This window comes from Marinobacter sp. F3R11, assembly GCF_003318275.1.
Lineage (GTDB): Bacteria > Pseudomonadota > Gammaproteobacteria > Pseudomonadales > Oleiphilaceae > Marinobacter.
This window is the reverse complement of sequence record NZ_QOCH01000015.1, coordinates 200,060-212,162: the sequence shown is the minus strand read 5'-3', so window position 1 is coordinate 212,162 and position 12,103 is coordinate 200,060. Positions and strand designations below refer to the sequence as shown.

General features: G+C 55.4%; 8 protein-coding genes. 5 read left to right on the top strand and 3 right to left on the bottom strand.

The features are described from left to right. Nucleotide 1 precedes the first annotated feature (1 nt). Nucleotides 2–868 carry an SDR family oxidoreductase gene (locus tag DS878_RS09355; RefSeq protein ID WP_113815709.1) on the bottom strand — a complete coding sequence of 289 codons (867 nt, stop codon included), beginning with the start codon at nucleotides 866–868 and terminating at the stop codon, nucleotides 2–4. 22 nt (nucleotides 869–890) lie between these two features. Next, complete coding sequence (locus DS878_RS09350) at nucleotides 891–2,687, bottom strand: acyclic terpene utilization AtuA family protein (RefSeq protein ID WP_113815708.1); 1,797 nt, start codon at nucleotides 2,685–2,687, stop codon at nucleotides 891–893. A gap of 159 nt (nucleotides 2,688–2,846) precedes the next feature. On the opposite strand from DS878_RS09350, the gene DS878_RS09345 reads away from it, so the two are divergent. From DS878_RS09345 to DS878_RS09325, 5 genes are all read left to right on the top strand, one after another. Beyond that, nucleotides 2,847–3,467: a TetR/AcrR family transcriptional regulator gene (locus DS878_RS09345; RefSeq protein WP_261977719.1), complete on the top strand. Its 621-nt coding sequence runs from the start codon at nucleotides 2,847–2,849 to the stop codon at nucleotides 3,465–3,467. Between the two features lie 119 nt (nucleotides 3,468–3,586). Then, nucleotides 3,587–6,295 (top strand): S8 family serine peptidase, encoded by a 2,709-nt coding sequence (locus DS878_RS09340; protein WP_261977718.1) that lies wholly within the window; start codon nucleotides 3,587–3,589, stop codon nucleotides 6,293–6,295. Then, nucleotides 6,292–6,810, top strand: coding sequence for a protease complex subunit PrcB family protein (locus tag DS878_RS09335; RefSeq protein WP_113815706.1), 519 nt, complete (start codon nucleotides 6,292–6,294; stop codon nucleotides 6,808–6,810). Before DS878_RS09340 ends, DS878_RS09335 begins: the two co-directional genes overlap by 4 nt. A gap of 113 nt (nucleotides 6,811–6,923) precedes the next feature. Then, a complete protein-coding gene (parE, locus tag DS878_RS09330) occupies nucleotides 6,924–8,819 on the top strand; it encodes a DNA topoisomerase IV subunit B (protein ID WP_113815705.1) in 1,896 nt (631 codons plus the stop codon). A gap of 121 nt (nucleotides 8,820–8,940) precedes the next feature. Further along, nucleotides 8,941–10,716: an SLC13 family permease gene (locus DS878_RS09325; protein ID WP_113815704.1), complete on the top strand. Its 1,776-nt coding sequence runs from the start codon at nucleotides 8,941–8,943 to the stop codon at nucleotides 10,714–10,716. Here the strand turns inward: DS878_RS09325 and DS878_RS09320 are convergent. Beyond that, entirely contained in the window at nucleotides 10,703–11,998 is a 1,296-nt protein-coding gene (locus tag DS878_RS09320; protein ID WP_113816632.1) for an EAL domain-containing protein, read from the bottom strand. The two genes, DS878_RS09325 and DS878_RS09320, sit on opposite strands and share 14 nt — an antisense overlap. Between the last annotated feature and the right edge of the window lie 105 nt (nucleotides 11,999–12,103).

Genomic DNA, 12,103 nt, shown 5'->3' with positions numbered 1-12,103 from the left:
CTTAATCCTCACTGAGAACTTTGGGTGTTACTGCACGGTGAAAGCCATTAAAGGGTGTGTTGTTCTTTGCTTTGGGCAGAGGCCACACGCGGGTACCCTGTGAGGCTCCACCGTCAATACGCAGACAGTCACCGTTGATAAACGCAGCCCCGGGGCTCAGGAGAAAGCAGATAGCAGCGCTGATTTCAGATTCTGTCCCCATGCGTTTGACAGGAACATTGTCCGCGAGCCCGCGAATCCACTGTTTCATGTGCTCCGGGTAGCTATCCATGCCGCTCGAAGCAATCCAGCCGGGTGCAACGGCATTTACGCGGACGCCGGAAGCTCCCCATTCCACCGCAGCTGTTTGCGTGAAGTTCACCATGCCGGCTCTTGCTGCGCCTGAGTGCCCCATGCCGGGCATGCCTCCCCACATGTCCGCCACTATGTTTACGATGGCCCCACCGGTTTTTATCAACGCCTGGGTGTAGGCTTCTCTTGCCATCAGAAATCCGCCGGTGAGGTTGGTACGCACCACGGTTTCCCAGCCTTTCTGATTGATGCCGGCGAGGGGTGAGGGGAACTGACCTCCTGCGTTATTAACCACGCCGTTCAGCCCTCCATGCTCTTCGATGACCGCTGTCACCGTGGCTTGCACTGCCTCTTCTTCACGGATGTCGCACACATGAGCCGAGGCAATGCCGCCGTCTTCAAGAATTTCTGCTTTTACTGCTTCAACCTTTTCGGACTTGCGACCAACAAGCGCAACTCTTGCCCCAAGGGAGGCGAGTTCGTGGGCCGTGCAGCGGCCGATACCGGAACCGCCACCGGTCACGATAAATATCCGGCCCCTGAACAGGCCGGGGTGGAATACAGATTGATAGCTCATGGTTTAAAACCTTATTTAACGTTCAGGCACGAACCAGTGTTGAAGGTACGGGTACCGGAAATTCAAGTAATTGCTGGGCAAACGCTTTGCCTTGCGGATCAATCCGCAGGCTCGCAATACCGCCTCCGCCCAAACTGTGCTCCAGAAGAAAATTAAACGCATGAAACCCGGGTAGCGACCAGCGTGTGACTTTTCCGGTTTCGGGATTCAGGGTATGACTCATCCATTCGGCAACCGCATCCGCGGTCAGTGCGGCTTCGATAAAGGGAACAAACTCGGGCTTGCGCGCAATAACACCAATGTTGCTGTGATCCCCCTTGTCGCCACTGCGGGCCCAGGCCAGGTCAATCAGACGCACGGTGGTATCTGTAGCTTGCGCCGGTTTGCCTTTCGGCTGGTCTGTGATCTGCCCGGGGTGGAATCCACCGCCGGAATCTATATCAACAAATGTCACCTTATTGTCGAGATCAACTGACACGGCCACTTCTTCTTTGGACACCAGGCAGGAGTAGAGCCGGATTTTCGGCCACACCGCTGGCCGTCCCCCCACAATGCCGGTAAGACCTGGCGCCATGCCCGTTGCTGCCTGTGCAATCTCCCGGGAGAACAGCACGAGCGCTCCTTTATTGCTGTGAGCCGTAGCAATCTTGACGACTACTTCACGGGTGCTCTGGCCCCGGCTCTGTTTGCCATAAGTGGTTTCGGTACCCAGAAGTTCGATACTGGTCTCGGTGTAGTCGGGCAGGCCTCGCTCCCGGAACAGCCGAGATGTTTTGGTCAGAATTGCTTCAGCCACGGCCCGGGCTTTTTTCGGGGCATCAATGCCTGCGAGCAGAAAGGTTGCGGTGCACTTGAAACCGTCCGGCCAGGTGCCGGACACCTTGTAGCTGCCGGTTGGCGGAAGGCCACGAGCACCGCGCACGGTGACACGATTTGTTCCGCTTTCTTCCAGATCAACACCGGTAAAGTCGCAGGTGACATCGGGTAGCAGGTAGGCGCGTGGGTCGCCGATTTCATAGACCAGCTGTTCCGCCACTGTGCCCCGGCTCACAAGACCACCGGTTCCGTCGGGTTTGGTAATGACAAAAGTGCCGTCTGCACCGACTTCGGCAATCGGGAACCCCATATCAGCGAAGCTTTCGGCAACGTCTTCCCAGTCTGTAAAGTTGCCGCCCGTTACCTGCGCGCCGCACTCCAGAAGATGACCCGCAAGGCTGCCCTGGGCCAGTTTGTCGTAATCTGCCCAGTCCCAGCCAAATTCGTGAACCAGCGGGGCGAGTATCAGTGCGCTGTCTACGACCCGGCCGGTAAGGACAATGTCGGCTCCCTGTTTCAAGGCCTCCACCAGGCCCGGTGCGCCAAGATAGGCGTTCAGGCTTACCATCATGGCCGGCATAGGCGCACCAGTACTCAACTCGGTTGTTCCGGCTTCGCTCAGAGCCTGTTTTTTTGGTAGCAGGTTGTCACCCAGCACCAGTGCAATGTTCATCTTTACACCGGCTTTGTCGCACAAAGATTGCAGAGCGTCTCGGCAGGCCACCGGATTGACTCCGCCGGCATTCGCCAGCACGCGGATGCCTTTTGCTTTGATATCACCAAGCAAAGGCCCCATAACCGTTTCCACAAAGTCCCGGGCGTAGCCCTGACCTGGATCCTTCATCTTCTGGCCAGCCATGATCGACATGGTGACTTCGGCAAGGTAGTCGGCAACCAGATAATCAATGTTGCCTTTGTGAACCAGTTGAGCTGCCGCCGTTTCGGTGTCGCCCCAGAATGCAGAGGAGCAACCGATGCGAACGGGTTTCCGGGAATCAGGCATGGTTTTGCATCCAGTTGTTGTGCTGGCCCGGGCTCCGTACTCGTGGGCAGGCCAATATCTGATCCATACGTCAGACGATACCAAGCAAGCGCTTGGTTTGTAAACATATAAATATCAGATAGAATGTCCACTCTTTTAAAGCCAGTGGATCCCCCGCCCGTGAACCGAGATGACATTCTTCAGTCGCTTATTGCTGACAACCTGGTTTCTGCTCCGGACAGTGCCCGGGGCCGTCTGCTCAGGGAGGCGGCGCGTCTTTTTCGGGATAAGGGTTATGAGCGAACGACAGTCCGGGACCTGGCCGCGGCAGTAGGCATTCAGTCGGGAAGTCTTTTCCATCACTTCCGTACCAAAGAAGAGATTCTGAAAGCGGTTATGGTTGAAACCATCAGGCTGAACACAGCTGTCATGCAGGCAGCTATGGATGCTGCGGATTCCAGCCGTGAAAAGCTGAGGGCACTGGTAAGGGCAGAGCTGGAGTCAATAAACGGCCAGACTGGTGAGGCTATGGCTGTTCTGGTGTACGAGTGGAGAAGCCTCTCTGAAACGTCCCGGGCTGAAGTGCTCAAGCTTCGTGATATTTATGAGGCTTTGTGGCTGGAGGTACTAGGCAGTCTGAAAGATGAGGGCGCTCTTGCGGCCGACCCGTTTGTTGTTCGCCGCATGTTGATGGGCGCACTGAGCTGGACGGTCACCTGGTATCGCCCCGAGCGTGGTGGCCTGACTCTGGACGGACTGACTGATCAGGTGGTCGCGATGCTGGGCTTCAGTCAGTCATAACCTGCTATCCGGGCATAGAGTTGTGTAGTAGTCGGTATTTCAGTGAGGGAAACCTGTCACGAATCCTCAGTATAGTGGCACTATAGGCGTTCAACGGCTGATGTTTCGGAGTGCGTATCATGGATTGTGTAAACAACCGGGTTGCTGGTGTCCTGGTACTTTCGCTGGTCATGGGTGGCTGTGGCAGCGGGTCGTCCTCGTCTGGCGACAGCGCAGACGGTGGAGGCAATACCCCGGTGTCTCTGGCGCCGGTTGTTGTAAGCGGCTCCATCGGGATTGAAGCCAATTCCCGGGTTGACGGTGATTCGGCGGATCGCCTGGTGGTCGGCAGGCTCCCGTTGACACAACCCCAGTTGCTACCCGCCTCTTTTATTCTCGCGGGGTATGTCAGTTATAGTGAAGATACCCGGGACACCGTCGACCCTTACGATGACTTTCCTCTGGATCCGGAAGACCGGTTTCAGGTTCCGCTTGTGCCCGGTGAGCGAGTGTATTTGCGCACTTTTCTTGTTGATACCGACCAGTCCGAGCAGGTTGACGGACCCTTGGTAACGTTGAAGCTGCAGCGCATGGACGGAACCGCTGTGGAGTCGCAGATCACAGACCCGGCTAACGGGGTATTCTCTGCCAGTGTGGCGCTGCCAGTAACGGAGGCTGCGGGTGGTTATCTTGTTGTGGTTTCCGCTGGTGATTTTGATCCTCCTCCTATTCGTTATGTGCTGTCAAAAACTGCGGGTGTCCAGTCTGCGGCCCTGAATCTGGACTGGCCCAGCCACCTTTTTGTTCCGGGGCGGGCGATTGTGACCATGTCGGACACGACCAGCCAGCGGATGTTTGTATCCAGCCTGGCGGTGGGGCAGGCTGTTCGGGAGTTGGATCATAAGCACTGGTTAATGGCCATGCCGGCCAGTCGCGTGTCGGCGCAGGCAGCCACCAACGACCTGGATACTCTGGACTGGATTGATACCCTGAGGCAGCAGCCCGGGGTTGCGAGTGCGGTACCTGACTATATTGTATCGGCACAGGGGCCGCTCGATGAGCCTCTGTATCCAAAACAGTGGCATTACGACCTGATAAACCTTCCCGCTGCATGGCAGCTGGATGCAGAGGGCGGTTCTGATGTCACAGTAGCAGTGTTGGATACCGGGCTGTTCAGAGATAGTTCGGGTTGGCATCCGGACCTCGCCTCGGCTGTTGTTAATCCGCTTCCCGTCGATCCATCCTCTGAATCACCCGGAGCTGATTTCGTCTCAGCAGAATTCGACAATGATAGCTCTCCAGGCCGGGATGATGATCCACGAGACCCGGGAAATGCTGCGGGCACCAATGTATTTCACGGCACCCATGTTGCGGGTACGGTTGCGGCCAGCGCTACGAACCTGTTGGGCGGGACGGGTGTGGCATTTGGCAGTAAAGTTTTGCCTGTGCGGGTGCTGGGTGAGGGGGGTGTCGGATCGTCCACAGATCTGATTGATGCAATCCGCTGGGTGGGCGACAGCTCACCGCCCAGGGCTGACATTATCAATCTAAGCCTTGGTGGCCTGCCTGAAATAGAAGCGCTGCAGGATGCTATAACCGACGCCGTCGACAATGGCGTGATTGTTGTGGCGGCTGCGGGCAACCAGACAAGTTCACTGCTAACATACCCGGCCGCCGCAGAGGGTGTGTTTTCTGTCAGTGCGGTGGATGGTGGAGGTAATCTCGCCAGCTATTCCAACTTCGGCTCCTGGATTGATCTTGCGGCTCCCGGTGGCGATGCACTCAGGGATGCGAACCTTGATGGCCTGTCGGATCTGGTGATCAGCGCCAGTGGCAGTTTAGGCACAACAGGGTTTGAGCCGGATTATTCCGGGCTTCAGGGCACCTCCATGGCATCGCCTCATGTGGCCGGCGTGTTTGCAATTATGAAAAGCCTGAAGCCAGACCTGGATACTGGGGACTTATTAGGCTGGCTTGAGGATGGGAAGCTTACTTTGCCGGTTTCTGGCGGACGTTCAGATGCCCTGGGGTATGGGGTAATTGATGCGGCCAAGGCGGCACTGACGGCGATCGAGAGCCCTTCGGTCACGATTCTTTCCGCATCGCCTTCAATCGTCAGCCTGTCGTCGGAGACCCGGGAATTTCAGGATATTGACTTGCAGGTGCTGGGTGACGAGAGTAACAGCCTGACGATTGATCCGGTCATTGTGAGCCCCGACTGGCTTGATGTGTCTCTTTCTTTGGGACCGCCGTTCACATTGAGGGTTTCACTCAACAAAGACGAGCTGGATCCGGGTACTCCTGTGCGCACCAGGCTGGAAATTAACTACACCACCGACAGTGACAGAGTGCTTGAGATTCCGGTAGTTGCCGAACTTGTAACCGATGAAAGCGCCCGGGATGCGGGCAGGCATTTTGTGTTGCTGGTATACACTGAGCCGAATGCATATGGGGAACTTGAAGCTGCCGCCCAGACTTCAATGACGGCCGTTAACGGGACATATGAGTTCAGTTTCCGCCTGGATGACGGGCGTTCGGACGCCAGCTTCTCAGATGTGCCTCCAGGTGACTACTATCTTGTAGCGGGCACGGATCTGGATAACGATGGCATTATCTGTCAGTCCGGAGAGGCCTGTGCGGAGTACCCGGTAACAGGTGTACGGGAGGTGATTACCATCGACGAGAACACCGACCTGACCGGTATTCGTATGACTACAAGCTATTCCCGTCCCACTATCTCGGTGGCAACGCCAGATGTATTGCCTCGCCCTGGATTCACGGGTTACAAACTCAAAACGCTACAGTCGGCTGATACGACTGCACCCAAAACAATCGGAGCAGAGCGTTGATTGCAGTATGCAGGAAAGTATTCGCAGGCCTGCCTGTGGTGTCTTTGTTGATCAGTCAGGCCTTGTTGGTTGGTTGTGCCTCGTCAGAAGTTCAGGAAGACAAGCCGCCAGAGCCTTTGGTGCGTCAGGTTACCCAGTCTGCCCACTGCGGGCTGACGGGCCCCGGGTTGGCTTATGTCCAAAACGCCGAGCGCTTGCAGCAACTGTTGGATCTGCCAGCTCAGAATATGGCGGTTCAGCAGTTGCGGCAGGTGGACCTGACCAGGGAGCACCTGCTGTTTGTCACCTTGGGCGAAAAGCCTACAGGCGGTTACAGTGTCAGCCTGGCTTCCGCTTCAGTTGAAAACGGGAACAATACCTTACGTCTTGCCATGACTTTACGGGTGCCTTCGCCGGAAACAATGGTCTCACAAGTTATCACCTCTCCTTGTGTTGTGCTTGCAGTGCCGGCCTCGAACTGGCCGGAAATCCGGGTGTCGGGTGTTCGGGAACGGGATCTTGTTGTTAAGCTTTAAATATTTCGCTGTTCGCAGGATGTCCATACAAACAGTAATCAGCCGTTGATCTTTGGCGACGAATCCCTAAGCTATGGGAACGATTTTTCATTCTTCGGAGTTTCTTCCTGTCTATGAGCCAGCAACAATATAACGCCGACGCCATTGAAGTACTGAGCGGCCTGGACCCGGTGCGCAAGCGCCCCGGGATGTACACTGACACCAGTCGTCCTAACCACCTGGCCCAGGAAGTTATCGACAACAGTGTGGATGAGGCCCTTGCAGGTCATGCCCGTCGTATTGATGTGGTGTTGTACGCTGATGGCTCGCTGAGTGTTGAAGACGATGGCCGGGGCATGCCGGTTGACCTCCATAAAGAAGAAGGGCTGCCAGGTGTTGAATTGATCCTGACCCGGCTGCATGCGGGCGGAAAGTTCTCCCAGGGCAACTATAATTTCTCCGGTGGTTTGCATGGTGTGGGCGTTTCTGTGGTGAACGCGCTATCTACCCATCTGGAAGTAACAATCCGGCGCGACGGCCAGCTTCATCGCATGACCTTCGCAAATGGAGACAAGGCTTCTGAGCTGGAGGTTATCGACACCGTCGGGAAGCGCAACACCGGTACCCGCATCAAGTTCACACCGGACCCGAAATACTTCGATAGCCCTAATTTTTCGGTCAGCCGTCTGCGCCATAACCTGAGGGCCAAGGCCGTGCTCTGCCCCGGGTTGGCAGTGACTTTTGTGCAGGAAAAAACCGGAGAGAAGGATGAGTGGCTCTACGAGGATGGTTTAAAGGACTATCTTCGCACCGAGTTGGCCGATATTGAGGCCGTTCCTCTGGAACCGTTTACTGGCAGTTTCTCCGGCAACAAAGAGGCTGTTGACTGGGCAATCCAGTGGCTTCCTGAAGGCGGTGAAACGGTCATGGAAAGCTACGTCAACCTGATTCCCACAGCCCAGGGCGGCACCCATGTAAACGGTCTACGAACCGGGCTTTTGGAAGCCATGCGAGAGTTTTGTGAATTCCGGAGTTTGTTGCCCAGGGGTGTGAAGCTGTCCCCGGAGGATGTCTGGGAGAGGGCTGCCTACGTTCTATCGTTCAAAATGCAGGAACCGCAGTTTTCAGGACAGACCAAAGAACGGTTGTCTTCGCGGGAGGCCGCAGGTTTTATTTCCGGGGTGGTCAAGGATGCCTTCAGCTTATGGCTGAATCAGCATACTGATGTGGCTGAAGTGCTGGCGGAACTGTTTATCAGTAATGCTCAGCGCAGGCTCAAGGCCAGCAAGAAAGTGGCCCGTAAAAGGGTAACCTCCGGGCCTGCCTTGCCCGGTAAGCTTGCAGATTGCTCCGGGGGCGACACTGCCCGTTCGGAACTGTTTCTGGTTGAGGGTGACTCGGCTGGTGGTTCCGCCAAACAAGCCCGGGATCGTGAATTTCAGGCGGTTATGCCGTTGCGCGGGAAGATTCTGAACACCTGGGAAGTAGACTCTGGTGAGATTCTGGCCTCCCAGGAGATTCATGATATTGCTGTTGCAATCGGAGTTGACCCCAACTCGGAAAAGCTTGATGACCTGCGCTATAACAAGATCTGTATTCTTGCCGACGCAGACTCTGATGGCCTGCACATTGCCACGCTTCTCTGTGCTTTGTTTCTCAAACACTTTCGCCCGGTTGTTGCGGCAGGTCATGTGTTTGTTGCCATGCCACCTTTATATCGGGTGGATGTCGGCAAGGAAACGTTTTATGCCCTCGACGAACATGAAAAGCAGGGTATTCTTGATCGCATAGAAGCCGAAAAGCGTAAGGGCAAGATTTCGGTAACCCGCTTCAAGGGGTTGGGCGAAATGAACCCGCTGCAGCTCAGGGAAACCACTATGGCACCGGATACCCGCCGGTTGGTCATGCTGACTATTGAGGATGGTGACGATACCGACAGTCGGATGGATATGCTTCTTGGCAAGAAGCGTGCGTCTGACCGGAGAGCCTGGCTTGAAGCCTATGGCAATATGGCCGATGTTGCTGTTTGATCGTGCAGAGGCGTTTCGCTTACCAGTTATTCGATAGCACTCTATAAAAAGAATTTGTTATTCTTTTTAATTATTTTTAAGACCCGTTATTCTGCTGGTTTTACGAACGGGAAAACCGCAGATGGACTGGCAAGGCTGGTTTGCGCTCGGCCTCGCAGGGGGCGCGCTGTTGCTCATGAGCTCAGGACGCTACGCGCCTCATTTGGTTATGATGGGCGTTCTTGTCGTTTTGAGTGCCAGCGGCATTATTTCGGCGGATCAGGCGCTGGCAGGTTTCAGTAACACCGGGTTGATGACCGTTGTCGCTTTGTTTGTGGTGGCAGCAGGTATTCACCATTCCGGTGGCGTTGATCTGCTGGTAAGGCACTTGCTCCGGAGCCCGAAAACGGTCCGTTCTGCTCAGGCAAGGATTACGCTTCCTGTTGCTCTTTTAAGTGGCTTTCTCAACAATACCCCCGTCGTAGCAACCATGATTCCGGCCATTCATGCCTGGTCCCGGAAGATCGGAGTTTCACCTTCCAAACTCATGATTCCCCTGAGCTATTCCGCCATCCTTGGTGGCACGCTGACCATGATTGGTACCAGTACCAACCTGGTCGTCAATGGCCAGTACGAGCAGTTGACCGGCGAAGCCGGGCTTTCCATCTTTTCCATCACAGCCGTGGGCCTGCCAGTAGCGATTCTGGGCGTCGCGGCCATTTTACTTTTCATGCCCAGAGCTTTGCCAAACAGGGAGGATCAGCACAAATTCGGTGCTATGAGAGAGTTTACACTGGAGGTCGCTGTGGCATTTGGCGGGCCTTTGGTCGGCAAAACGGTGGGCCAGGCCGGCCTGAGGGAGCTGGAACGGCTTTATCTGGTAGAGATTGAGCGTGATGGCAGCGTTGTAACGGCGGTTCCTTCAGAGGAGCGTTTGTGCGGTGGCGACAGGCTTGTGTTTGCGGGCGACACCCAGGCGATTTCGGACGTGCTGCGTATTAACGGTATTGTGCCCTCTGTACACGCGGATGAACCAAGCCTGAGTAAGGATCGTGCAGAACGGTGTCTGGTTGAAGCTGCCCTGTCTCCACAATCTGAAGTGCTTGGTCTGACGATCCGGGATGCAAGGTTCCGTGAGCGTTATGGCGCGGTTGTGCTGGCCGTTGCCCGCGGTGGTGCGCGGGTGTCGGGAAATCTTGGAAATATTCGCCTCAAACCTGGAGATGTGCTTTTGCTCGAAGCCCGGCCTGCGTTTGTGAGCCGCCAGCGCTACAACAGAGAGTTTTTGCTCATAAACGATTTGGGGACAGAGGCTCCCAGGCACGATCGTGCGTGGCTGTCCTGGGGAGTGCTGATTGTCCTGGTGGGGCTTGCGGCTTGTGGTGTGCTCAGCATGCTCAATGCGGCCTTGCTGGGGGCTGCTCTGATGATACTGAGTGGCTGTTGTTCTGTGGGACAGGCGCAGAAATCCGTTGATGTGCCTGTGGTGATGACTATTGGTTCTTCTTTTGCCCTGGGGGCCGCCCTGCAACAGACCGGAGCAGCAACCTATGTTGCCGGCGCCATCCTGGGGCTCAGTAAGGGTGATGCATTGCTGGCTCTGCTTCTGGTTTATTTTTCGGTGTCTGTTCTTACGGAAGTTATTACGAACAATGCGGCTGCCGTTCTGGTTATCCCTGTGGTGCTGTCCATGACCAATGCCATGGGTGTGGCGGCTGAACCCTTTGTCATAGCGGTGATGATGGCTGCATCAGCCAGTTTCGCCACCCCTCTGGGCTATCAGACCAACATGATGGTCTTTGGTCCCGGGGGCTATCATTTTTCGGATTTTGTACGGGTTGGTCTGCCAATGAACCTGTTCATTGGCCTGGCTTCGGTTACGGTAATTTCTCTGGTATATGGAATCAGTCCGGGGTAACAAAAGGTGCAGATGTGTTGGCCAGAACATCGCAGCAGAGTACACGGAGGTCGCTTCCGTGAGTAAAGCAGAGCGACAGGGTGACACACATGTAAGCGCCGGTTACGCAGAGGTAGGGTGTGGAAACCTGGAGGTTTCCTGGCTGGGCCAGTGCCTGGCGAAGATACTGTTGCCGGAACCAGTCTGCGTGGCTGGTGCTTTCAAGTGGCTTGAAACGTGGATCCAGATTTCGGGATCCGGCATCCGATATCAGCGTGTCCTCAATCTGAACGCCTTTGTCATCCGCCAGATAGCAGCGCGAAACTGTGGGGTGGCTCAGCAGCTTGCTGCACGCCTGGGCCATGGTGGCTCCACTCTGTAGCTGCTCGGTCGCTCTATGAAACCCGTCCTGGAAAAATTCTACCAGCAGATGGGTGGGGTCACGGGTTATCTGGTGGCTGGCTTTATATTTTTGCAGTAACTGGTCAAAGTCTGTCGATATATTGCTGAGCTGGGTCAGGTCTGTGCTGGGGCGGCAGAAGAAGAACCCCTGAACAAAATCCACGCCGGCATCAATCGCAATCATGGCCTGATCGCTGGTTTCCACACCCTCCAGCAGAACCAGACATCCCGACTGATGCAGCAGTGAAACGATGCCGTTCAGTATTTGTCGTGCTTTATGATCTTCTGTTGCCCGTGTCAGCAGTTTACGGTCAAGTTTGACTATGTCAGGTGACAGGTTCCAGATTCGCTCAAAGTTGGAATGTCCGGCGCCAAAGTCATCAATGGCAGTCAGGCATCCCAGCTTCTTATAGTAGGCAACTGTCTCGCGCAGGCGTTCAGCGTCATCAGTTGGCTGTTCGACAATCTCGATAACGATCTGGTGTGGCGGTAGCTTGGTCTTTGCAAGCAGTTCGCCGAAAAATGAATCTGTCCGGTTGCCTATGGTCACAACCCGCGGGGAAACATTCAGAAACAGCCAGTTCAGCTGATCTTCGGCGATGCTGTAGTTCTGCATGTGGAGATACCGGCACAGTCGATCCAGAAGGAGCGTCTCGGCATCTGATGCGGGCAGCTCAAAAAGGTGTATCGGCAAGACGTTGGCGTTATCCGGGTCAAACGCCCGAATCAGGGCTTCGTAGCCAATGATTCGTTTGTGGGAAATGCTGTAAATGGGTTGAAGGGCCGTGCGCAGGCTCAGGCCACGAAAATCCGCCGACCAGGAGTTGCCGTTTCTGTGTAACATCGGCGACAGCACATCCAGTTCGGGGTCTGTCGGTGTTTCCGGGAGGGCGTGCCGCATAGTGAGTGTCGGGCCATTAAACGAATGCATCAGGTGCGATTGAAAGCACGCGCCTGTACGATCACGAATCAGTCCTCTCGAAACCGGAAAAACCCTGAGTAAACT

Coding starts and splice junctions, on each gene's coding strand:
- DS878_RS09355 (WP_113815709.1), bottom strand. CDS start 868: ATGAGCTATCAATCTGTATTCCACCCCGGCCTGTTCAGGGGCCGGATA.
- DS878_RS09350 (WP_113815708.1), bottom strand. CDS start 2,687: ATGCCTGATTCCCGGAAACCCGTTCGCATCGGTTGCTCCTCTGCATTC.
- DS878_RS09340 (WP_261977718.1), top strand. CDS start 3,587: ATGGATTGTGTAAACAACCGGGTTGCTGGTGTCCTGGTACTTTCGCTG.
- DS878_RS09320 (WP_113816632.1), bottom strand. CDS start 11,998: ATGCGGCACGCCCTCCCGGAAACACCGACAGACCCCGAACTGGATGTG.
- DS878_RS09325 (WP_113815704.1), top strand. CDS start 8,941: ATGGACTGGCAAGGCTGGTTTGCGCTCGGCCTCGCAGGGGGCGCGCTG.
- parE (WP_113815705.1), top strand. CDS start 6,924: ATGAGCCAGCAACAATATAACGCCGACGCCATTGAAGTACTGAGCGGC.